General features: G+C 44.6%; 15 protein-coding genes. 13 read left to right on the top strand and 2 right to left on the bottom strand.

What is annotated here, in order from left to right; genetic code table 11:
* Positions 1-265 precede the first annotated feature (265 nt).
* The 13 genes from BWD42_RS04670 to BWD42_RS04610 all read left to right on the top strand — a co-directional run bounded on the left by BWD42_RS04670 (position 266) and on the right by BWD42_RS04610 (position 20861).
* Positions 266-4345 (top strand): hybrid sensor histidine kinase/response regulator transcription factor, encoded by a 4080-nt coding sequence (locus BWD42_RS04670; RefSeq protein ID WP_077433611.1) that lies wholly within the window; start codon positions 266-268, stop codon positions 4343-4345.
* Positions 4346-4527: 182 nt separating this feature from the next.
* Positions 4528-5196, top strand: coding sequence for a fructose-6-phosphate aldolase (gene fsa, locus BWD42_RS04665; RefSeq protein ID WP_077433609.1), 669 nt, complete (start codon positions 4528-4530; stop codon positions 5194-5196).
* A gap of 7 nt (positions 5197-5203) precedes the next feature.
* Positions 5204-6064, top strand: a complete 861-nt coding sequence (locus tag BWD42_RS04660) for a transketolase (protein ID WP_217699993.1) — start codon at positions 5204-5206, stop codon at positions 6062-6064.
* A 26-nt stretch (positions 6065-6090) separates the two neighbouring features.
* Positions 6091-7053, top strand: coding sequence for a transketolase family protein (locus BWD42_RS04655; protein ID WP_077433605.1), 963 nt, complete (start codon positions 6091-6093; stop codon positions 7051-7053).
* 119 nt (positions 7054-7172) lie between these two features.
* The gene (locus BWD42_RS04650) at positions 7173-8000 is read left to right on the top strand and encodes an alpha/beta hydrolase (protein ID WP_077433603.1); all 828 of its coding nucleotides are present in this window, start codon (positions 7173-7175) and stop codon (positions 7998-8000) included.
* Positions 7997-9553, top strand: coding sequence for a glycoside hydrolase 43 family protein (locus tag BWD42_RS04645; RefSeq protein WP_077433601.1), 1557 nt, complete (start codon positions 7997-7999; stop codon positions 9551-9553). The genes BWD42_RS04650 and BWD42_RS04645 overlap by 4 nt, the downstream gene beginning before the upstream one ends.
* 6 nt (positions 9554-9559) lie before the next feature.
* On the top strand, positions 9560-10936 hold the full coding sequence (locus BWD42_RS04640) for a glycoside hydrolase family 43 protein (RefSeq protein WP_254846172.1): 1377 nt from the start codon (positions 9560-9562) through the stop codon (positions 10934-10936).
* Between the two features lie 11 nt (positions 10937-10947).
* The gene (locus tag BWD42_RS04635; protein WP_217699992.1) at positions 10948-12852 is read left to right on the top strand and encodes a sialate O-acetylesterase; all 1905 of its coding nucleotides are present in this window, start codon (positions 10948-10950) and stop codon (positions 12850-12852) included.
* A gap of 138 nt (positions 12853-12990) precedes the next feature.
* Positions 12991-15054 carry a hypothetical protein gene (locus BWD42_RS04630; protein WP_217699991.1) on the top strand — a complete coding sequence of 688 codons (2064 nt, stop codon included), beginning with the start codon at positions 12991-12993 and terminating at the stop codon, positions 15052-15054.
* Between the two features lie 227 nt (positions 15055-15281).
* Positions 15282-16640, top strand: a complete 1359-nt coding sequence (locus BWD42_RS04625) for an MFS transporter (protein WP_254846171.1) — start codon at positions 15282-15284, stop codon at positions 16638-16640.
* Positions 16641-16653: 13 nt separating this feature from the next.
* Positions 16654-17802 (top strand): endo-1,4-beta-xylanase, encoded by a 1149-nt coding sequence (locus BWD42_RS04620; RefSeq protein WP_077433593.1) that lies wholly within the window; start codon positions 16654-16656, stop codon positions 17800-17802.
* Between the two features lie 11 nt (positions 17803-17813).
* Entirely contained in the window at positions 17814-18785 is a 972-nt protein-coding gene (locus BWD42_RS04615) for a glycoside hydrolase family 43 protein (RefSeq protein ID WP_077433591.1), read from the top strand.
* A 36-nt stretch (positions 18786-18821) separates the two neighbouring features.
* A complete protein-coding gene (locus BWD42_RS04610) occupies positions 18822-20861 on the top strand; it encodes an alpha-glucuronidase (protein WP_077433589.1) in 2040 nt (679 codons plus the stop codon).
* Positions 20862-20954: 93 nt separating this feature from the next.
* Here the strand turns inward: BWD42_RS04610 and BWD42_RS04605 are convergent, their stop codons facing one another.
* Together BWD42_RS04605 and BWD42_RS04600 are read right to left on the bottom strand one after the other, a co-directional pair.
* Entirely contained in the window at positions 20955-22721 is a 1767-nt protein-coding gene (locus BWD42_RS04605) for a glycoside hydrolase family 2 protein (RefSeq protein WP_217699990.1), read from the bottom strand.
* 77 nt (positions 22722-22798) lie between these two features.
* Positions 22799-24433, bottom strand: coding sequence for an alpha-L-fucosidase (locus BWD42_RS04600; RefSeq protein WP_077433587.1), 1635 nt, complete (start codon positions 24431-24433; stop codon positions 22799-22801).
* Positions 24434-24436: the final 3 nt, after the last annotated feature.

The following is a 24436-nucleotide window of genomic DNA, read 5'->3' as shown; positions in this document are numbered from 1 at the left end:
AATTGCATCGCAACCGGTTGCATCATTGAGACGCAATTTCCCCATAAGGGGAGATGCCTTTCAAAGCAGTTTATAATTGTAGACCAAAGCTAGCCATTGTAAATTCGTACGGATAGCAAGAATGTTTAAATGAAGGATAAGAATGTCAAAAATGACTGCCAATAGCGCGCAAATCCTTGTACAGACTAGTTTGGTCGGGATTAATTTGATAATTTAGTTGACAGTTCACTTCAAGTTTTTGGGGTGGGATAATATACCTAAAGATATGATACGGATTTTACTGGCATTAAGCTGGATGTTGCTGACGTTATTTTCGTACGGCCAAAACCAGCCTGTAACATTTCAGCGCTATACTTCAAAAGACGGACTTTCCTCCAATACCATCTATAGTATCTATCGCGATAGCTATGGTTTTCTTTGGCTGGGAACCGAGGATGGGCTGAACCGCTTCGACGGGCGTCATTACAATGTCTATCGCTATGATGCCAATCAAGCGAATAGTTTAATGGCAAACCATATTTCGGCCCTAAGTGAAGACAGGAAAGGAAGAATATGGATTGGTACAAATGGCGGCGGATTAAGTTATTATGACCGGGAGGCCGACCGGATCCGCTCGTATAATCTTACACCCGATGGTAAATGGCTCAGCACGGCAATTAACGCAATTGATCAGGACGCAAATGGTAATATCTGGATCGCGTCCTATGGTGCGCTGTATATTCTGGATGTCAATGATCTACAAAAAAAGATGGATCCGACCTATCGACGTATTGTGGAAACGTTTGCAGGCAAAGTAACGGGCTGTGTCTTTCGTGATCGGCACAACAACATGTGGGTTTCATCGGAGAACGGAATTTTTCGTATCGCAGCAGATTTAAAGACCATCAAACGTTTTGAAGTTCTTTCGGAACAGGAAGGTTATGGGAATGGGATTGAAGTTACTTCCATTGTCGAAGATGATCAGGGTAGAATCTGGATCGGGTCTATGCTTGGACTTAAATATTTGAATCCGGGCGATACGCAATTCAATAAATTTGGAGCCGGAACGGGAAAAGGTTCTTTGAGCAGCCCACGCATTTACACCTTGTGTTACAACCAAAAGCAGGACTTATGGATCGGAACGGACAATGGCCTCGATGTCCTTAATACCAGTAATTTTACCATTCGGACCTTTAAGCCCGACCCAAGTAATGTGCATAGCCTTTCCCATAAATCGATACGGTCTATTTTTAAGGACAACAGTGGAATCTACTGGATAGGTACCTTTCAGGGTGGCTTAAATAAATTCGATACCAATTTAAGTCAATTTAGTTTAAAAAGCCTGGACTTCCTGAAAGGCATGACCGGCGACCCAGCCATAGTGACCTCCTTTGCAGCCTACCAAAATAAGGTCTTTTTGGGCGTGGATGGTGGTGGCATTTGGAAATACGACCGCACTACGGATCGATTGTCACCCGTTGCACTTTCTGCCAACCTGCCTAAAGATCTTACGGTACTGACCTTGGAAAGAAACCTGGACCAGCTTTGGATCGGCACCTATCAGCAGGGACTGATCTGTTATGACCTCCCTTCTGGAAACCTCAAAAGATACACTGCTGGCAGTAGAACAGACAACTTAAATAGTAACGATATTTTTTGTTTGAAAGTTGACTTTCGGGGAAACACCTGGGTCGGGACAAACGGCGGCGGTGTGAACATCATCCAAAAGGGGAGCGGAATTGTCAAAAAATATAAGCGCGAAGAGCAGTCAGACGATGGGATCGAGCTGCCGGGGAATTTTATACGTGCGCTGGCGGAAGATCAGGAACACAACATGTGGATAGGTACCTACGGCTCGGGACTGCTGATGTATGCCCCCCTCAAACAGCGGGCGACACTTTATGATAAAGCAAAAAATAAGCTTCCAAGCAATTATATATTAGCTATACATACGGATAAAAAAGGGAATTTATGGGTCGGAACAAACGGTAATGGGGTCGGTCTGCTGCGAAAAGGAAAATCAGTATTTGAGACGCTTTCTGAAAAAGATGGACTCGCGAATGGTGCCATCCAGAGCATTATCGAAGACGATAGGGGGCGGATCTGGTTTTCAACGAACAAAGGTTTGAGTTGTTATTCTCCAGCACAAAATAAGTTTAAGAATTATTCAAATGCAGTCGGATTGCAAGAAGGCGCGTTTATGCTCGGAGCATCGTTAAAAATGGATGACGGAGAAATTTACTTTGGCGGACAGAAGGGGTTTAACCATTTTTATCCCGCTCATTTAAAAACCAACAGCAATCCGGCCAAGGTCGCACTGACCGACCTAAAGATTGACAACGTGATCATTCAGCCTAGCGAAAAAGGTCCGATACAACAGTCTCTGTTGACCGCTGATCGCATCAACCTGAAGTATAAGCAGAATTTTTCAATCTCTTTTGCGGCACTAAACCTTACCGTGCCGGAAGATAACCAATATGAGTACCGCCTTGTGGGTTTCGACAAAAACTGGATTCGTAACGGAAAGGAAAATAGCGCCTATTATACGAACTTGGATCCCGGGGATTATGTCTTTGAGGTACGTGCAAGCAACAATGATGGTGTTTGGAACAAGGAAATTAAATCGATAGCGATACACGTTGCGCCACCTTTTTGGCGTACAATTTATGCCTATTTATTTTATGTACTGGCCTTCGTCGCAGTGCTGCTGTCCATCAGGCACCGTGGTATTCTAAAGTTGAAGCAGAAATTTGCCCTTGAGCAGGAACGCATCCAGGCGCGGCAGCTGATTGAACAGCAAAAAAGGGATGCGGAGACCAAGCATCAAGTGGATGCGATGAAGATCAGGTTTTTAACCAACTTAAGTCATGAATTCCGCACGCCGATCTCTCTGATCATGGGCCCGATAGATGCTTTGGTCGCTAAAAATAAAGATAGCAAACTGGGTGACCAACTTAATTTGATCAGCCGTAATGCACGTCGCCTGCTGAACCTGGTCAATCAGTTACTTGATTTTCGAAAAATGGAATACCATGAACTGAAATTGCAGGATGAAGCCGGTGAGCTGGTCTCTTTTGTGCAGGAAGTATATCGCTCATTTCAGGACATGGCCTTGCAAAAAGGAATAGATTATTCTTTTTATCCTTGCCAGGAAAAATTATATTGCCGATTTGACCGTAATAAGGTTGAGCGCGTCTTATTCAATTTAATCTATAATGCCTTCAAATTCACGAAAAAGGGTGGGGATATCGCAGTAACAATATCTTCGGTAAGCATGGTCGACACCAAACTGCATGTGTATCTTGAGGTGCGTGATACGGGCATAGGTATCCCGGAGCAATTGCAGCAGTCGATATTTGAAAGCTTTTTTCAGCATGATACGGAGGGTATGGTAGCAAGCCAGGGTTCCGGTATTGGGCTTTCGATCGCCCAGTCATTTGTTCAGATGTACCATGGCGAGATTTCGGTAAACAGCCAGCCCGACAGTGGGAGCACCTTTAAATTTGACCTATGGCTGGATCAGGCCGAGCCGCTACACGAAGGGCTACAAGAGCCGGAGACGGTTGTATCGGCACAGCCGCTAGAGCTTAGACAAAGTCCGCTGGTGTTGATTATTGAAGATGATGAAGATTTTAGGTACTACCTCCACGAGTCTCTCAAAGAGCATTATCAGATTATCGAGGCCACCAACGGGAAGGACGGTTGGCAAAAGGCACTGTTTCACCATCCGGACCTTGTGGTGAGCGATGTTCAGATGCCCTATATGAACGGTATGGAATTTTCACAGAAGCTTGCTCAGGATAAGCGGACAAAACATATCCCTGTCGTTTTACTGACGGCATCGCAGGTGGATAACGGCCTTGTCTGTGGCCTTGAGTCGGGTGCGGTGGGTTACCTGACCAAGCCCTTTGATATGGATGTCCTGGTGGCTAAGGTTAACAGTTTGCTGCAGCTGAACCAGGCGTTTAAGGAAGTCTACAGTAAACAGGTATCTATACTAGCTCCCGAAATGAAGATCAAATCCGAAAAGGATAAATTTCTACAGAAAGTGCTCAGTTATGTGCACGATAATATCGATAATCCGCAGTTGTCGGTCGAAGCCTTGAGTGCCCACACCTCGATGAGCAGAGCCTCCCTCTACAACAAACTGCTGGAACTTACCGGAATGTCACCCGTAGATTTTATCCGCTCAGTAAAACTAGAAAAGGCGGCGAACTTGTTAGAAAAAAGCGATAAGTCCATTTCTGAGATCGCTTACGAAACGGGATTTGCCAATCCAAACTATTTTACAAAAGTCTTCAAGGCTAAATATCAAATGACGCCAAGTGAATACATCCAGTCGCAAAAAAGTACAACGGTTGAATAAGCATACAACCGTTGCCTAAAAACATCGTTTTAGTGCATTTTATAAGAAGGGTAATCTGTTTTAAACATTTTTACCCTTCTTTTTTTTATTTGTTGCAATCGTATCTGGCTGAAAGCGATAGTTTTGTCCTATAACCAATCGCTGGAGATCCGGCGAATACAAAAACTAATCAACTCAAAAAAATGAAATTTTTTATCGATACCGCAAGTCTCAGTGAGATTCGTATGGCTCAAAATTTAGGTGTCTTAGATGGCGTAACGACCAATCCTTCGCTCATGGCTAAAGAGGGCATTACAGGAACAGCCCATGTACATGCGCATTACAAAGCGATCTGTGCTATTGTAGAAGGTGATGTAAGTGCTGAAGTCATTTCGACAGAATATAACGCAATGATTGAAGAGGGTTTGCTCCTGGCAGCCTTGGACAATAAGATTGTTGTTAAGGTGCCAATGACCGAAGACGGCATTAAAGCGATCAAATATTTTAGCACAAAACAAATTAAGACCAACTGTACCCTGGTATTTTCCGCGGGCCAAGCGCTCTTGGCCGCGAAAGCAGGAGCTACCTATGTATCGCCTTTTGTGGGCAGGCTCGATGACATCTCCGTCGATGGATTGGCGCTGATCCGTGAAATACGGACCATCTATGACAATTATGCTTTTCAGACCCAAATTCTTGCGGCTTCAGTCCGTCATAGTGCGCATATACTAGGTTGTGCCAAGATCGGTGCGGATGTCATGACCGGACCTTTGCAGGCGATCTTCTCCCTATTAAAACATCCATTGACGGATAGTGGACTTGCCCAATTTTTAGCTGATCATAAACGCGTTGCCGCACAAAGTAACAATTGAGATGGTCATGACGAAACATAGTATACATAATTTAGAGGCTATCGTTAAGCAGGTCCGGAGAGATATTGTTCGCATGGTACATGGCTGTCAGTCGGGACATCCTGGTGGGTCATTGGGCTGTACCGAGCTGTTGGTCTGTTTATATTTCGAATTGATGCAGCGCAACGATCAGTTTGATCTGAATGGTGAAGGGGAGGATCTGTTTTTCCTTTCCAATGGACATATATCTCCGGTATTTTACAGTGTTTTGGCGCGGGCAGGATATTTCCCCATCGATGAGCTTGCCACCTTTAGAAAACTCAATTCACGACTTCAGGGACATCCGACAACACATGAAGGACTACCAGGCATCCGTGTCGCTTCAGGATCCCTAGGGCAAGGTCTTTCTGTTGCTATCGGTGCTGCCCAAGCAAAAAAACTCAATAAGGATAAACAATTGGTATATGCACTGATGGGAGATGGCGAGTTGCAGGAGGGACAGGTATGGGAAGCGGCGATGTATGCCGCCCACAACAAAATGGACAATCTGATCGGTATTGTAGATTACAATGGTGCCCAGATTGACGGCGCCACCAACGATGTCCTTTCGCTGGGCGATCTGCCCCGCAAATGGATGGCTTTTGGTTGGAAGGTTATTGAAATCATGCGTGGAAATGATATTGGATCTGTGATTTCAGGACTTCGTAAAGCGCAGGCTTCAACCGGAGCTGGCCAGCCAGTCATGCTGTTGCTCCATACCGAAATGGGTAATGGCGTCGATTTCATGATGGGCTCGCATAAATGGCACGGTATAGCGCCCAACGATGAGCAGCTGCGTGCCGCCTTAAGGCAGAATGCAGAAACATTGGGTGATTATATCATCTCCTAGGATGAAGATTTTGAAATAGAATTAAGATGAAGAAATATACATATACAGAATCAAAAGACACACGTTCTGGATTTGGTGCCGGTTTGCTGGAAGCAGGAAAGGAGGACGAAAATGTGGTTGCTCTCTGCGCAGATCTCATTGGTTCCCTCAAAATGAACGATTTTATCAAGGCCTTTCCGGAACGTTTCTTTCAGATCGGCATTGCCGAAGCAAATATGATGGGAATTGCGGCAGGACTTACCATCGGTGGAAAAATACCGTTCACAGGGACATTTGCCAATTTTTCGACAGGACGGGTATACGACCAGATCCGGCAATCTATTGCTTACTCCGATAAAAACGTAAAAATCGCAGCTTCACACGCTGGCCTGACCTTGGGCGAAGACGGAGCGACCCATCAGATATTGGAAGATATCGGATTGATGAAAATGCTTCCGGGAATGACGGTGATCAACCCTTGCGATTATAATCAGACGAAGGCTGCGACGCTTGCTGCTGCCAGACACAAAGGCCCAGTTTACCTGCGGTTTGGACGACCTGTTGTTCCCGTTTTCACACCCGAAGATCAGCAATTTGTGATCGGTGAAGCCGTCATGCTGAATCCCGGCACCGCAGTGACCATTTTGGCAACAGGGCACCTTGTCTGGGAAGCCATCCGTGCGGGAGAGGAACTGGAGACCTTGGGTATTGATGCCGAAATCATTAATATCCATACCATCAAACCTTTGGATGAGCGCGCAATACTGACTTCCATTGCTAAAACAGGCTGTGTCGTTACCGCTGAAGAACATAACCGTATCGGTGGACTTGGCGACAGTGTCGCACAATTGTTGGCCAAACAAATGCCCAGTCCGCAGGAATATGTGGCGGTAGACGATAGCTTTGGTGAATCGGGACCGCCAAGCGCATTGATGGATAAATATGGCTTAAACGCCGAGGCTATTGTGGCAGCGGCATTGCGGGTGCTCAAGAGGAAAGTGGCAACTTAATTTGTCATGGACTATTGTTGCAATTATTAAATCCGCTACTGTTTCTAAATTGAAATTGGACGATTGTTTCTATTGCTTGCGTACCCTAAAATTTGATGTACTGTTAAACCAATTATACGATGAAAAAGATAATCTGCACCCTATTGTGTGTTTTTTCCGCCAGCTTAATGGCTCAAGCACAGCAGACTGCCCCACAAGGATTTGATGTGGAGCGAAAATTGGCGTCCACTGGAAAAATCGATTCCCTTGTTTACTCTTCAAAAACTGTAGGAGTTACAAGGAAAGCCTTAATTTATACCCCGCCGGGATACGATACCGCAAAAAAATATCCGGTACTGTACCTGCTGCATGGAATAGGCGGCGATGAACGGGAATGGTTCAGACATGGAAACCCGCAGGTTATTTTTGATAATCTCTATGCCGAAGGAAAAATGGAACCCATGCTGGTGATTATGCCCAATGGCCGTGCGATGCAGGATGATCGCGCCGGCGGGAATGTCATGGCACCTGATCGGGTGGCGGCATTTTCGACTTTTGAAAAAGACCTGCTCAACGACCTGATTCCTTTTATTGAAAAACAGTTTCCCGTTCTGAAAGACCGCGAACAGCGTGCGATTTTCGGGCTGTCGATGGGCGGAGGGCAGGCGCTGAATTTCGGACTGGCCCATATCGACACCTTTGCTTGGGTCGGTGGCTTTTCTTCTGCACCAAATACAAAGATGCCGCAGGAATTGCTCCCCGTACCGAAAGAAGCTAAAGACAGGCTAAAACTGCTGTGGATCTCCTGTGGTGAGCAGGATGGTTTACTCAACATCAGTAAGCGTACGCATGAATATCTTTCGGGACAGGGGGTACCTCATATCTATTATCTGGAGCCTGGAGGGCATGATTTCAATGTGTGGAAAAATGACCTCTATAATGTTTCGCAATTGCTATTTAAAAAATGAAAAGCCTAGGAAAACTTATCCTGTTTCTGATCGTAATTTCCTACAAAGGTACATCGGCACAGGATGCACAAAATCCGATTATTTTCGCCGATGTACCCGATATGTCCATGATACGGGTCGGCGACACGTACTATATGAGCAGCACGACCATGCACATGAGTCCGGGGGGTCCGATAATGAAATCCCAGGACCTCGTCAACTGGACCCTTGTTAATTACGGATACGATTTGCTTGGTGATCAGGATGAACTTAACTTGGCAAACCAAAAGAATGCCTATGGACATGGCTCCTGGGCCAGTAGTCTGCGCTTTCATGAAGGCAGCTATTATCTGAGCACCTTTTCTTCCAATACGGGGAAAACACATATCTATACCACAAAAGATATAGAAAATGGGCCTTGGCGCGCGCACGAATTTCACCCGATGTTGCATGATCATAGCTTGTTCTTTGATCATGGAAAAATATATATAATCTGGGGTAGCGGGCGTCTGCATATGGCGGAGCTAAAGACAGACCTTTCGGGGATTAGGGCCGGAACTGAACGTATCTTGATCGAAGATGCTACCTTGCCAAGTTTGCCCAAGGGCACCAAGATGGGCTTACCGGCCGAAGGTTCGCAGCTATTCAAGATCAACGGCATGTATTATCTTTTTAATATTTCCTGGCCTGCAGGCGGAATGCGCACCGTAATTGTACATCGCGCGCGCCAATTGGAAGGTCCGTACGAAGGGAAAGTTGTTTTACAAGATCAAGGCGTGGCGCAAGGCGGTTTGATTGATATGCCCAATGGGCAATGGTATGCGTACCTTTTTCAAGATCATGGTGCTGTCGGTCGGATTCCTTTTTTGGTACCGGTCAGCTGGAAAGACGCATGGCCAGTACTGGGAGAACAGGGCAAAGTTCCAAGCAAGCTGAAACTACCCGAGAGCAAAGGCCTCATGCCCGGTATTGTGAGCTCCGACGAGTTTAGCCGAACGAAAGACCAATCTGCATTGCCCTTAGTATGGCAATGGAACCATCAGCCTGACTCAAACTTATGGTCGGTAACGGAACGTAGCGGTTTTTTGCGCTTAAAAACGGGTGAACTTACCAACGACTTTCTGCAGGCCAAAAACACGCTGACACAACGTACGATAGGCCCCACCTGTAGCGGTTCGATCGCTATTGATGTGTCGCAGATGAAAGATGGCGATTTCGCCGGTTTGTCCCTACTGCAAAAAAACTATGGCCTGCTGGGAGTCCGGATGGAAGGGAAAGACAAATCATTGGTTATGGTCAATGCGCATACCGGGATTCCGGAGGAGGTGGCGAAAATTGCCCTAAAAGAACAGCGTATATTTCTAAAAGCCAGCTGCGATTTTAGGAACAGAAAGGATATCGCCCAATTTTATTACAGCACCGACGGAAGCCAGTGGAAAGCCATCGGCAACGAACTGAAGATGAGCTATACAATACCACATTTTATGGGATATCGCTTTGGACTTTTTAATTACGCAAGTAAGGCGGCTGGCGGCTACGTAGATTTTGATTATTTCCACTTTACAACAAACTAAGACGATATGAGACGACAATTTTTAACCTGCTTACTTTTTGGATTTCTGATTATGGTCTTGGTGACGATCAATACATTAAAGGCCCAAAATCCGATTATACAAACAGCCTACACGGCCGATCCTGCACCATTGGTATACAATAACCGCCTCTATCTCTATACCACACAGGATGAGGAAGAATCGACCTGGTTTAATATGAACAACTGGCGGGCATATTCAACCAACGATATGGTCAATTGGACCGATCATGGTGCAATCCTTTCGTATACTGATTTTGAATGGGCAAAAGGCGACGCCTGGGCGGCGCAATGTGTTGAAAAAAATGGCAAATTTTATCTGTATGTACCTGTCATTTCCAAGCTGAACAATCGTGGAGCGATCGGCGTGGCCGTCGCTGATAGCCCATTAGGGCCATTTCATGACCCTTTGGGAAAACCGCTTGTTCAGAGTGAATGGGGCGATATTGATCCGACTGTATTTATTGATGATGATGGGCAGGCGCATATGTATTGGGGCAATCCCCAGCTGAAATATGTCAAGCTGAATGAAGATATGATCTCCTATACGGGCAATATCGTTGAAGTTCCGATGACGGCCGCAGCATTCGGAAAAAGGGAGGGCGACCCGAAACGGCCTACGGGCTATGAAGAAGGCCCTTGGTTGTACAAAAGAAACAGTTTGTATTATCTTTTTTGGCCGGGAGGTCCTTTACCTGAATATATCGCTTATTCGACGAGCAACAAAGCCGAAGGTCCCTGGACCTACAGGGGTGTTATCATGCCTGCAGAAGGTAAGGCTTTCACCAATCATCCCGGAGTGATCGACTTTAAGGGGAAAAGTTACTTCTTTTACCATAATGGGGCTTTGAGAGGCGGCGGTGGTTTCACACGCTCGGTCGCCGTGCAGGAATTAAAGTTTAATCCCGATGGCAGTGTGCAAGCGATGAAAATGAGCGCGGAAGGGGTCCAAGCGCTTACTACATTAAATCCTTATGAACTCACGCAGGCGGAAACGATTTCTTGGTCCGAATATGTTAAATCGTATCAAAATAATCAGGTGGGTGTTTTTATCAAAGCACTCAAAAATGGCGCCTACACGAACCTGAAAAACGTTGATTTTGGTAAAAATGGGGCAACAACATTCTTTGCGAGACTCGGTACAACACACCATAGTGACGTTAACATGGAGGTAAGGTTAAATGCCGTTGATGGTCCACTTTTAGCAACAATACCAGTACCAATGACAGGGGGTGACGACAGATGGACCACGGTGGATACGCCGCTTTCCAATAAAGTCACCGGCGTCCATGATCTGTACTTTGTCTTTAAAGGTAAAGCGCCATCGAATATCTTATTTTTTGATTGTTGGAAGTTCGGAAAATAAACAAGAAGGATATGATGAATAGCGCGCGAGCTTTCTTTTTTGTGCCATATTTTTTGCGCCATGTCATGCTGGCCATTGGCTTGGTCTTGCTGCTCCAGCCCTGTTGGGCCGAGCTGCGCCTACCCGTACTTGTGAGCGACTGTATGGTCTTACAACGAGATACCGAACTTAAGATTTGGGGCTGGGCTGCTCAGGGCGAAAAAATAACGCTTCGTTTTCGGGGGAGCTATTATTATACCGAAACTGGAGGGGATGGTAAGTGGAGCGTAACTATTCCACCACAGCAGTATGGTGGCCCATATCTCATGGAGATCAATGAACTCGTGATCCGGGACATTCTGATTGGCGATGTATGGCTCTGTTCGGGTCAGTCGAACATGGAAACACCGATCCAGCGACTTGTTGAGCGATTTCCGGAGATCAATGTTTCCAATAATCACATGATACGTTATTTTAAGGTACCGACGCAAAATAGTGCGCTGGAGCCGAAAGAAGCAATACTTTCGGGCGCGAGGTGGCACTCGGGCATCGCTTCGGATGTCATGAACTGGACCGCCTTAGCATATTTTTATGCGCAGGAATCTTACCGGCATAATGGCATTCCCGTAGGAATGCTCGTTTCCAGCCTGGGTGGCTCGGGGATAGAAAGCTGGATTGATCAGCAGCACTTAAAGCAGTTCCCCGACCTGTTGATTGATCGGGCAGCGGCAGATAGTCTCCAAATACTTGAAAAAGACAAGGGCCTGAATCGATGGACCGCTGAAGACTTTGACGACGCGTCCTGGCCAGTTGTGCAAGTGCCTGATTATTGGCGTATTTCAAAAGAATCCAAACCGGGTATTGTATATTATCGAAAGCATTTTATGCTTCCAGCGGCCAAAGACGGTCGGCATGCGAAATTGTATTTGGGCACCTTGACTGACAGTGATTCCGTTTATATCAACGGTCATTTCATTGGTACGACAGCTTATCGTTATCCACCACGGGTTTATGATGTGCCTGCGGGTATACTTCATACCGGACAAAACAGCCTGAGCATCAGACTGCGGTGCAATGGCACCGATGGGGGCTTTACACCCGATAAGCCATATCAATTGAAAATAGATGATGTCGCGATAGATCTGGCCGGTGAGTGGCGTTGGCAAGTCGGAATTGATCAACATGAGGTAGACAAGTACAAAAGTCGGCTACAGCAGCTTGCCAAAGCTGGTTCGGGTCTATATCATGGGATGATCTATCCCTTGGCAAACTATCGTATTAAGGGGGTAATCTGGTATCAGGGCGAAGCAAATACAAGTAAGCCCGAGTACTATGAAAGCTATCTAAGCGCGCTGATAAAAAACTGGCGTACCCTGTATCAACAAGCACAGCTTCCCTTTTTGCTGGTGCAGCTCCCCAACTTTATGCCTAAGGATACGGTTCCAACCGGCTCAAATTGGGCGCTTCTGAGAGAAGCTCAGTTTCAGGTCAGTCATAAAATACCGGAAACGGCATTAGCGGTGACTTACGATCTAGGGGAATGGAATGACATTCATCCGTTAAATAAAAAGGATATTGCGAAGCGGCTATTCTTAGCGGCTCGTAGGCTAGTCTATGGCGAAGATATAGCGGCATCCGGACCCCGATACCAAGGGATGCAGGTAGCAGGAGATAAGATCCTGGTTTCCTTTGATCAAATCGGAAAAGGATTGGCAATCCGCCATGGAAAAACATTACAGCATTTCGCTATAGCAGGTGCGGACCGAAAATTTGTATGGGCGAATGCGTTTATTCAACACAATAAAGTCGTGCTGAGCCATCCAACAGTCAAACATCCACAAGCTGCTCGCTATGCCTGGAGCAATAATCCAGAAGATGCAAACCTGATCAGTAAAGAGGGATTATTAGCAATTCCATTTCGTACCGATAATTGGTGAAAATGCGACCTGAACGAAGCGAAATAAAACGTGGGGAAATAAATTAAATGAGGTGACAAAAAGTTTAATTAAGCAATTTAAATAACTAATTTATAGAATTTTATGAAGCAACTGAATATTGTCCTAAAAAAACGGACAATGGTATTATTATTATCCGTCACAGGGATTCTATCGACAAAGATCTTGATGGGACAGCAACAAAATAAGGTAATGGATTACAGTAAAGGATACGTGCACCAATCGATCGGAAATCCCTATCTCCCGCTTTGGGAGCATCTTCCTGATGGTGAACCCCGTGTTTTTGAAGATCCAGATCACCCTGGAAAATATCGTGCTTATATTATCGGCTCCCATGATTTACGCTTTACTAGTTATTGTGGCCCGGATATTCGTATGTGGTCTGCACCCATTGATAATTTAACAAGCTGGCGGGATGAAGGCGCTATTTTTACCTATCCAATGGACGCCAAATGGGATGTTATGTATGCCCCTGACCTTGTGGAGGTCAGAAGGAAAGATGGAAAGAAAGAATATTATTTGTTTCCGCACAGCAGAGGGGAGCACAGGGAAGCCATGGTTGTCAAAGGAGACCGGCCAAACGGCCCCTTTAAACCAATAAATCTGACGGAAGATGGCAAACGTACTTTGCCGGGAAGCATCCTGGGCTTTGATCCGGCTGTCTATATTGAATACGTCACTGATCCGAAAGACCCCGATTTCGAAATCGGATTCCGGGCATATGGGTTCTGGGGATTTCAACGTTCAATGGCGGCACAATTGGATCAAAAAACCATGTATTCCCTAAGACCCGGAACTGAAATTATCAATTATCTTCTGCCGGCGAGCGCACGATATGGTGAGCTGCGCGACCCAAAAGGAACCACATATCCGAATATTTTTAAAGGTGAGGATCTGGGAACTTTTAATTTTTTTGAGGCTTCCTCCATCCGAAAAGTCGGCAACAAATACGTTACGGTATATAGTGGTTATTCGGGACCCGAATATGGTGTAGCTAGCTCCAATTCAACCCTACGCTATGCGGTAGCAGATTCACCCTTAGGGCCATGGAAGGGTGGCGGCGTATTGGTAGACTCCAGGGCTCCGGTATTGAACAAAGATGGTTCGGGTATTGAAACCAGCAATGCCGGGCATAATACACATGGCAGTATTGAGCTGATCAATGGACAATGGTATGTATTTTATCACAGACCACCACGAGGATTTGGCTTTGCAAGACAGGCTGTGGTCGAACCGATCAAGGTGGAATGGGACGAAAAATCTGTGAAGGAGGGTGGGATGGTTTCCATCCGTGCCTTTGATCCCTATCAGGAAAACCTGACAGTCAAAGATAAACAGGGAAAGGAGTATAAAGGTGCAGAAGTCACTTCCGAAGGATTCCATTTTTACGGCTTAGCTCCTTACCAGTACTATTCTGCTGGCTACGCCTGTTATCTTTCTGATATCAGTTTACAACAGGATTCCTGGGATGTTTGGGATAATCATATGCCCATAACCAATATGAAAAATGGACATATTGTCGGTTTCAAATATTTCGGATTTGGAGGACTCCATCAGGATAAATTTGGATTGAAAGCCTTTCAAGGAACTAAAAAAGGCAACCAAACAGCCTTCAACCTGTTTATAACACCAAAAACAAAAGCCGCATTTAAGGTCAATGTATGGTTAGATGGTCCTTGGGATAATGAGGTCTGGAAGGGTAAAAGGATTGCCCAAATAAGTATTCCAGCAAATTCCAAATCGGAGGTCACACAGTTTACGGTCGATGTAGCCGATGTCGTTGATCAGCTGGACCGCAAACACGCCTTATATTTAGTTGCAGAAGGTGGAGATGAAAATGCACTTTTTGATTTTATTGGACTAGGCTTTAGTTCGAAAGATCAAAAAATTGTACGTCCAATAGTACCGACAGTCGATATTACTGTATATGGTAAAAAACTAGCCCTACCTGTCATTCCGGTAAGATCTACAGATGAGAATGGGATCATTGGATACAATACTTATGAAATTGCGGCTCCTATTCAGGTAAAAGGCAAAAAGATTCCTGCTGTAAAAGCATTTTCAGCTAATCCGGAGGTGAAGATTACAGTAAGGCAAGCGGGCTCGCTCGCAGATCATGCCAAAGTCGATTGTACTTACCGGGGACAGACAAAAAGCTACCTCATAAAATATGTAGCCGATTAAATAGAGTCAAGTATCCTTCGAGGGTGAATTCGTTGCAGTGTTTTCTATTATTCCGTGTTTAAGGGTCTTTTTTAAACATTTTTATTAGCATATAAAACATTTGTATCAGTCGCCCTCGAAAAGGTACTTGTAGTTTTACCTCAGTAATTCAATATTCGATTAACCAATTATATATGGACCAAATGACAACAGCTGTAAAGCCTGCCAAGGGCTTTTATAAGCTTTCAATGAAACAAAGGGTAGGCTTCGGTGCAGGAGATCTGGCACAGAATCTTATTTACCAGACCGTTTCGATGTACCTATTGCTTTTTTATACCAATGTCTATGGAATATCTGCGGCATCAGCGGGTATTATGTTTCTCGTCGTACGTATTGTTGACGTTGTTTGGGATCCTATCGTAGGCGCGTTTGTCGACAAAAGCAATCCCCGTTTGGGTAAATATAGGTCTTACTTAGTTCTGGGAGGAATTCCGCTTACGGGTTTTGCGATATTGTGCTTCTGGAATGGGTTTTCAGGCTCACTGACCTATGCTTACCTCACTTATGTTGGGCTGTCGATGTTGTATACATTGATTAATGTTCCCTATGGTGCTTTAAATGCCTCTTTAACGAGAGATACGGATGAGGTGACGAAACTGACGTCCATCCGCATGTTTATGGCCAATATTGGCGGGCTCGCGGTTGGCTATGGTGTACCTATTGTCGTGAAATATTTTTCTCCGGATGGAAAGATCAACTCGAAGGACTCTGCAGAAGCCTGGTTTACGACAATGCTTATCTATGCTTTGGTTGGTTTGGTACTGCTATTTTTTTGTTTTTCACAAACAAAAGAGCGGGTCATTATGGATGAGAAAGATACCGAAAACGTTCGGGTGTCTGATCTATGGCAAGAATTTAAGCATAACCGGCCCTTGCGTATTTTGGCTTATTTCTTCATTACTGCTTTTGCCATGATGGCCGTCGGAAATTCGGCAGGTTCTTATTATATGATCTATAATGTCAATGCACCGGATATGCTTCCTTACTTTATGGCTTTGGGATCTTTACCCGCATTTATTTTTATGCCCCTTGTGCCGGCAATCAAACGTGCAATCGGAAAGAAGCAAATGTTCTATGTGTTCCTGGGGATTGCGATTCTGGGCATGCTGATGTTATATATTATTTCATCAAGTGAAACCCTTAAGGGGAATATCGGCTTGGTGCTGATCGCGCAATTTATCAAATCTACAGGGGTTATCGTCGCTACAGGATATATGTGGGCACTGGTACCAGAGGTCATTTCCTATGGGGAATACAAAACCGGTAAAAGGATATCTGGAATTGTCAATGCGCTCACAGGTATTTTTTACAAGGCCGGTATGGCCTTGGGGGGTATCATTCCGGGACTTGTGCTCGCCTATGTTGCATTTGACAAAGATAATGCAACAGCACAGTCCGCCACAGCCCAAATAGGGATCCTATGGTTGGTGGCTGTCATTCCAGCGCTGCTTCTGTTACTTGCCATGTATATCATTTCCAAATACGAATTGGATGACAGGACGATAGACAAAATCAACCAGGATATTGAATCCCGACATAATAATTAAACTCAACTAGACCATGAATATACTAAAGACTATTGTATTAGCTGCAACAACCTTATTGAGCGTAAGTGTTTTCTCTGCAGCTGTGCCCAGTATGAATCAGGAGCCCGATTCATTGCCCTTAAAGAAAGCTTTTGAAGATAAGTTTTTTATCGGGACGGCCCTCAACCTCGATCAGATTTGGGAAAGGGATGCTAGGGCCGTTGCAGTCATCAAACAACAATTCAACTCCATTGTGGCTGAGAACTGCATGAAAAGTATGTTTTTGCAACCTCGCGAGGGAGAATTTTTCTTTAAAGACGCAGATCGCTTTATAGCTTTTGGCCAACAGAATAAGATGCAGATCATCGGTCATACATTAATCTGGCATTCGCAGACTCCGGCTTGGTTTTTTGTTGATAAAAATGGAAAAGATGTATCCAGGGATATATTGATTGAGCGCATGCGCAAGCATATACATACTGTCGTGTCTCGATATAAAGGGAAGGTGTCCGGTTGGGACGTTGTCAACGAAGCTATATTGGATAATGGGGAATGGCGTAAAAGTAAATTTTACGAAATTATTGGTCCCGAGTTTATCAAATTGGCCTTTCAGTTTGCCCATGAAGCCGATCCCAATGCCGAATTGTATTATAATGACTATTCAACAGCCATTCCCGAAAAGCGAAAAGGGATTATGGCCATGGTGCAACAGGTGAAAGCCGCTGGCGGACAGATCAGTGGAATCGGTATGCAGGAACATAATGCGCTGGACAATCCATCGTTGGCAGAAGTCGAGAAGACCATTCTTGGGTTTGCAGGTCTAGGCGTGAAAGTGATGGTGACAGAGATGGACATTTCCGTACTTCCACATGTGCGGCCCAATATGGGGGCTGAAGTTGGCGAACGCCATGCTTACCGTAAGGAGGCGAACCCCTATGAAAAAGGTTTGCCGGCAGACAAGATGGCGGAACTTGGAAAACGATATGTTGACTTTTTTAGACTATATCTGAAACATCAGGATAAGATATCCCGAGTGACCCTCTGGGGTGTTGGTGACGGCGATTCATGGAAAAATGGCTGGCCTATTCCTGGACGTACGGATTATCCGCTCTTGTTTGACCGTCGTTATCAAGCCAAACCGTTTGTAAAAGATATTATTGCATTGACTCAAAAAAAAAAGTAATCGTAAAAAAAATGAAAAAGAGTAGATATTTATATCCAGCTGACTACATGGCGGATCCATCCGCACATGTCTTTGAAAATAAGATATACATTTATCCCTCTCATGATCGGGAGAGTGGGATAGCCGAAAATGATAATGGCGATCATTTCGATATGCAAGACTATCATGTATTTTCCTTGGAAGATGTACAAGCTGAAGTGGTTGACCATGGGAAAGTATTGACGGTAAAAGATATTCCTTGGTCCGGTCGACAGCTTTGGGATTCGGATGTGACCGAGAAAGATGGCAAATACTATATGTATTTTTCCATGAAGGATAAAAACGATATCTTTCGGCTCGGAGTAGCTGTAGCGGATAGACCTTATGGGCCATTTATACCACAGTCCAATCCAATAAAAGGAAGCTACAGCATAGATCCATGTGCCTTTAAGGATCAGGATGGATCCTATTACCTGTATTTTGGCGGTATCTGGGGTGGACAGCTGCAATTTTATCGAAACAATAAAATTGTTGTGCCGAACGAATTGCCGCAGGATAATGACGCCGCATTGAGTCCCAAAGTTGTGAAATTAGCGGCAGATATGCTGGAGTTTTCAGAACCGCCGCGTGATCTTGTCATTCTGGATAAAAATGGACAATCCTTAAAACAAGGGGATTCCGAAAAACGATTTTTTGAGGCATCCTGGATGCATAAATACAAAGACAAATATTATTTTTCTTATTCAACAGGCGACAGTCACCTTATCTGCTATGCCATAGGGGACAACCCTTATGGTCCATTCACTTACCAAGGAGTCATCTTATCACCGGTTGTCGGCTGGACCACGCATCATAGTATTTTGGAATTCCGGGGCAAATGGTATCTTTTTTATCATGATTCTGTTCCATCGGGCGGAAAAACCTGGTTAAGGAGCATGAAAGTGATCGAGCTTGAATATGATGAAAACGGATTTATTAAAACCATAGATGGCATGTCGTCTTAACGAACGATTTTATACATTCTCTAACATTTTTTGATTATGCGTGTGCAGTTGCTATTATTGATGGCTTTGTTGTGTATTCCTTTTCTCGCCAGACCGGAAGATGGGAGTCAGTTGTGGTTACGATTTTCCAAACTCGGGAAAGCGGTACATGGCGTAGATGTCCTAGGTATAAAGTCAGCGGATCCAACTGTAGCTTTGGCAAAGCAAGAGCTGTTGGACTATTGGAAAGGAGCTGCGATCACCCTGCAAATCGATGTGAAGCAAAAGCAGTTAAAAGATGGCTATCAAATCAATCAGAACGAGAAAAAAATCCAGGTTGTCGCCAGTCGTCCAATCGGCTTATTATACGCTGCATATCATTTGTTGCGCCTACAAGAAACAGGCGGGCAGTTATCCTCTTCCAAGATCATAGAAATACCTTCCTATGATATTCGCGTACTGAATCACTGGGACAATTTGGATGGTACCATAGAACGCGGTTATGCCGGCCATTCGCTATGGAACTGGGCGGAACTGCCGAAAAAGCTATCACCTAGGTACGAGCAATATGCGCGGGCCAATGCTTCAATCGGTATAAATGCTGCCGTATTGAACAATGTAAATGCTTCTGCACAGGTATTGGATGCGGGGTATCTTGTCAAAGTGAAAGCGCTAGCAGATGTTTTTCGCAAATATGGGATCAAAGTATATCTATCGGTGAATTTTTCTTCTCCCAAAATTTTGGGTGGTTTATCAGATTCAGATCCCCTCCATAGAGACGTCCAACGCTGGTGGAAAGCCAAGGCTAAGGAAATTTATACCTTGATACCCGATTTTGGTGGTTTTTTAGTCAAAGCGAATTCAGAAGGTCAGCCCGGGCCACAGGATTACGGGCGGACACATGCGGATGGTGCAAATATGCTTGCCGATGCACTAAAGCCCTATGGAGGAATGGTGTTTTGGCGGGCATTTGTTTATCATCCCACCAAAGATGACCGAGCTAAACAAGCCTATCAGGAGTTTGTGCCACTTGACGGGAAATTTAGGGATAATGTTATTGTCCAGATAAAAAATGGACCAATAGATTTCCAACCCCGCGAACCGTTCAATCCATTGTTCGGAGCTATGCCGCATACAGCAAAGATGCTCGAATTTCAGTTGACACAGGAGTATTTAGGCTTCTCCAACCATTTAGTGTACTTGGCACCCTTATTTAAGGAAGTATTGGATAGCGATACTTTTGCTCATGGAGATGGATCTACCATAGCCAAGATGACAGCTAGCAGTGGAAATCTACATCGGAAAACTGCAATCGCGGCTGTTGCCAATATAGGTCAAGATAGCAATTGGACAGGTCATCATTTTGCGCAAGCCAATTGGTATGCTTTCGGGCGACTGGCCTGGAATAATACACTTTCTTCAGCGCAAATCGCAGCGGAGTGGATAGGCCTCACTTTTAGCCGAGAGGAGGCTTTTGTCAATCCCGTTAAACAAATCATGCTGGACTCACGGGAGGCTGCCGTTGACTATATGATGCCGCTAGGCTTGCATCATTTGTTTGCCTTTGACCATCATTACGGACCCGAACCCTGGGGGGACATACCCAGTGGTCGTCCGGATTGGATGCCTTGGTATTATCATAACGCAGATAGCCTGGGAATAGGTTTTGACCGTAGTATATATGGGAGCAATGCTGTTGCGCAATATAATCCACCCTTGGATAAGCAATATGGCGTTCGCGCAAACTGTCCGGAAAATCTGTTGTTATGGTTTCATCACGTGCCCTGGGACTATCGGATGAAAAGTGGTAAAACACTTTGGACAGCGTTATGTTACCATTATGATCAAGGGGTTCAGAAAGTACGTGAATTTCAAAAAGTTTGGGATCGAATGGAGCAGCATATAGATCCTGTTCGTTTTAAATCGGTACAATCCAAGCTTAGAATACAGGCACGCGATGCCGTCTGGTGGAAAGACGCCTGCCTGCAATATTTTCAACTGTTTTCGGGGCAGCCTATTCCTTACGAATTAGAGCGTCCTATTCATGATTTAGAAGAACTAAAAAAGATCAAATTACCCTTGCGCCATCATAATTAGGGGCGATCTGACCCTCGATCAATGACTCTTTCCAACATCTTCCCGATGAATGAAAATCGGGAAGATGTTGGAAAGAGTCAATTTATAGCATTGTTAATAGTATTTAAAATTGTCAGCGACAATATACCAGGCCTTCTTTTTTTCGCCTCTTTCAGATAATAATCCTTTTCTGTTCCAGCCCTTTTGATAGACAGGATGGGCCCTTCCAGGAGAACGAAAGTCGACCAGGAGCCATGGTGTCAATCCACGTAAGAAGGAAATGTTTTTGAACATCCTAAATTGACGTTTATAAATACCCACAAGATAATCTTCACTCCAACTGCTTGCCCTTTTTGGGTCTATATTGTTCCCAAAAACCGCCTCGCCACCAAATTCCGAAAAAATAAGCGGTTTATTGAAGTGGGATATCCATTCGACTTCACTATCATTCTCGGGCCATGCTTTGTACCATCCAACGTATTGGTTGATCGCCATAACATCCATCAAGCGATTCATTTTATCTTCGATATAGGCCTTGTTGCCTTCATAACGCATGTTATTAAACGCTGATGTCACAAGACGGGTATTATCCAAGGCCTTTGTGAGGCGATAAAGTGCCGTGAGCGAACTGTCTCTGGCCGGGGAGGAGTAAGTTTCGTTCGAAAGGCTCCAGATAATGGTTGCCGCCCGATTTTTATCACGAGCAATCATCTCCCGAAGCATTAAATTCATTTTTTTCATCATTCCGGGATCTGCAAAATCAATACCCTGATAAATGGGCAATTCTTCCCAGACCATCAATCCCATTTGCTCAGCCATTTTTATCATTTTTTCATGATGTGGATAATGCACTAGACGTACATAATTACACCCTAGCTCTTTCGCCCAATCCAAGAGCATTTTATAATCACTTTCGCTATAGGCCCGTGATCTACGTTGTGGGACTTCTTCATGAATATTAACCCCTTTAAGAAAGATAGATTTTCCATTCAATAAAATATTGGTCCCATCAACTTTGATTGTTCGAAAACCAATTTCTTCCTCGATACGATCGGTTTCGGAATCGACCTGAACGGCATATAATTTCGGAACTGCAGGTGTCCACAAGGTCTTCTTACGAAACGGAATTTTAAGCCTGGCTTTTCCGGTGCTATCTGTTCTTGTTGTATAAATAAAGTTCAATTCGGGAATGCGTATTGCAATCGCTTGTTCTTTTTTAGGGCCATCTAGGGATACATAGCCATTGATGATATTTTCATCCTGCTGCGATAGCTGAATAAAATAATCCCTGATGTAGGTCTTTGGCGTTTGTACGAGATCGACATCCCGTGTGATTCCACCATAATTGAACCAGTCGAAACCGAGACCAGGTATGCCATCTTTCATCCGTTGATTATTTGCTTTCACGATAAGACTATTTTCGCCAGACTTGACATGATCGGTTACTTCAAACTGAAAAGGTGTAAAGCCACCTTCATGTTCACCAATCTTGACCCCGTTCAGATAAACCTCGGCCTTGTAGTTTACGGCAGCAAAGTGGATAAAGAACCGGTTATCCTGTTTTGTTTGGATCTTAAAGGGACGTTTGTACCAGATACTGCTTTCATAATAGCTGAGCTCGGGGAGTTGAGAATTGAAATCTCCCGGTACATACAGTTGATGGCCACCTTCAAATGAAGATTCCACAAAATCCGTGTTGCCCAACGGTTTTCGATCTTTATAATATGCAGCCCAATCACCAGACCCCGCATCAAAAGGATCGATAATGACTTCCCATAAGCCGTTTAGACTGGTCCTTTGCCGTCCTTCGATATGAATCATTGCTGATTGTCCGAATAACAGTAATGGAAATAAGGAGCATAGTACTAAAATAATTTTCATGGTACAAGGCGTTTTCATATTCTAATTGTATCAGTGGTATTTTGAAAATAAGGTACAGCTTGATGAAGAAAAATGGTTTAATTGATTTTCAGTACCAATGAAATTTGATTGGGCTTATCCGAAGGCAAGGTAACGCTGAGTGCTTCGTCATCTTGTTTAAATACCAGTTTTTTCGGATGCCCCAATAGAGATACTGTTTTAACAGTTACTGGATCGCTGGTGTTATTCTTCTTTCCGAAAGATTTGATCATAATTTTTCCATCCTTTGGCCATGCCAGTACATGAGCGTAGATCGCATCGACTTTTTTCACAAACCGGATATCCCTAGCGGTATAGTTATTTTCTTTGTCCTCATTGAATCCAGCGGCATTCAATGGTTTCTGCTCTTCGGTACTTGGACCCTCGCCATATGTTTTCCAGGGACGGGTATCAAAAATTCCCTCCTTATTAACCTGAATCCAATCGCCTATTTCATGCAGAATTTTCTCTTCTTTCTCGTCGATGCTACCATCGCCCTTGATAGGAACATTAAGTAGGAGGTTCCCGTTTTTACTGACGATATCAATAAGCATATGGACAACTTTTTTTGCGGACTTGTAATTGTTGTTTTCATAATCAGCTTTGCTGTAATGCCAGCTTCCCAGGCATGTGCAGGTCTGCCAGGCTTTTTCTTGCACCTGGTCCGGAACACCGCGCTCGACATCCCATACCAAACACTCTTTTTGTTGTTCGGATAAGATTTTTCCAAACAAAACGGCATCGACTTTTCCCTTATTTTTCTTCGCGTTACTGTTATAAAAATGGGCCGCGATATCGAGCCCGACTGTGCTGATAGGCCATAGAGGGAGTGTAGTATCATCAAAATAGAGCAGGTCCGGCTGATAGCTGTCGACCATGTCTATTGTTCGTTGATAGAAATTATCAATATACTCCGGTGTCGGTTTGGATGCACCGTTATGCCAGTCCCACTGTGCCCACAATGATTTTACGTCTTCACTTCCCTTGCTAAGGGGATGGTTTTGCCGATACAGCTCCTGGGGATCGTAGCCTTCCCACCATTTTCCTTTTCCCTGTTCTTTGCTGAGCTTTCCATCATAAGGTACTCCCTTTAGTGGTCCCGACCGATCTGCCCTTTGGGCTGTTTCATACCATGTCCATGCATGGGAGGCATGGATGCTCACACCGAAGGGAAGTTTATTTTTTTTCGCCGCCTTTGACCATTCGGCGAGAATATCACGTTTAGGCCCCATATTGACCGAATTCCATTTTTGATACTTGCTATCCCACAGATCGAAGTTGTCATGATGGTTTCCCATGGCAAAAAAGTACTGTGCACCTACCTTTTTGTAGAGTGCCACAAGCCGTTCGGGATCCCATTTTTCAGCCTTCCAGGTAGGGATGATATCCTTAAATCCGGCTACAGATGGATGTCCATAAGTTTTTACATGTGCATTGTATTGCCCGCTGCCTTCATCATACATACCGCGTGCATACCAGTCGCCCTGCTCAGGTTGGCATTGTGGACCCCAGTGTGCCCAAATACCGAATTTGGCATTACGGAACCATTCAGGCGCTTCATATTGTGCCAGAGATTCCCAGTTGGGCTGAAATTTATCAGGTAAGTCTACCGGTTTTTTTTGTTGGGCTGGAGCATTTAATGTAGTTCCAAGGATTGTAGAGAGTACTAATGTCTTAAAAATGTTCTTGTTCATAAC

Source organism: Sphingobacterium sp. CZ-UAM (assembly GCF_002000245.1).
Taxonomy (GTDB): Bacteria; Bacteroidota; Bacteroidia; order Sphingobacteriales; family Sphingobacteriaceae; genus Sphingobacterium.
This window is presented reverse-complemented; position numbering and strand designations above follow the sequence as displayed.

Excerpts from the sequence above, each read along its gene's own strand:
- BWD42_RS04670 (WP_077433611.1), top strand. The coding sequence starts at position 266 with ATGATACGGATTTTACTGGCATTAAGCTGGATGTTGCTGACGTTATTT.
- fsa (WP_077433609.1), top strand. The coding sequence starts at position 4,528 with ATGAAATTTTTTATCGATACCGCAAGTCTCAGTGAGATTCGTATGGCT.
- BWD42_RS04660 (WP_217699993.1), top strand. The coding sequence starts at position 5,204 with ATGACGAAACATAGTATACATAATTTAGAGGCTATCGTTAAGCAGGTC.
- BWD42_RS04655 (WP_077433605.1), top strand. The coding sequence starts at position 6,091 with ATGAAGAAATATACATATACAGAATCAAAAGACACACGTTCTGGATTT.
- BWD42_RS04650 (WP_077433603.1), top strand. The coding sequence starts at position 7,173 with ATGAAAAAGATAATCTGCACCCTATTGTGTGTTTTTTCCGCCAGCTTA.
- BWD42_RS04645 (WP_077433601.1), top strand. The coding sequence starts at position 7,997 with ATGAAAAGCCTAGGAAAACTTATCCTGTTTCTGATCGTAATTTCCTAC.
- BWD42_RS04640 (WP_254846172.1), top strand. The coding sequence starts at position 9,560 with ATGAGACGACAATTTTTAACCTGCTTACTTTTTGGATTTCTGATTATG.
- BWD42_RS04635 (WP_217699992.1), top strand. The coding sequence starts at position 10,948 with ATGATGAATAGCGCGCGAGCTTTCTTTTTTGTGCCATATTTTTTGCGC.
- BWD42_RS04630 (WP_217699991.1), top strand. The coding sequence starts at position 12,991 with ATGGTATTATTATTATCCGTCACAGGGATTCTATCGACAAAGATCTTG.
- BWD42_RS04625 (WP_254846171.1), top strand. The coding sequence starts at position 15,282 with ATGAAACAAAGGGTAGGCTTCGGTGCAGGAGATCTGGCACAGAATCTT.
- BWD42_RS04620 (WP_077433593.1), top strand. The coding sequence starts at position 16,654 with ATGAATATACTAAAGACTATTGTATTAGCTGCAACAACCTTATTGAGC.
- BWD42_RS04615 (WP_077433591.1), top strand. The coding sequence starts at position 17,814 with ATGAAAAAGAGTAGATATTTATATCCAGCTGACTACATGGCGGATCCA.
- BWD42_RS04610 (WP_077433589.1), top strand. The coding sequence starts at position 18,822 with ATGCGTGTGCAGTTGCTATTATTGATGGCTTTGTTGTGTATTCCTTTT.
- BWD42_RS04605 (WP_217699990.1), bottom strand. The coding sequence starts at position 22,721 with ATGAAAATTATTTTAGTACTATGCTCCTTATTTCCATTACTGTTATTC.
- BWD42_RS04600 (WP_077433587.1), bottom strand. The coding sequence starts at position 24,433 with ATGAACAAGAACATTTTTAAGACATTAGTACTCTCTACAATCCTTGGA.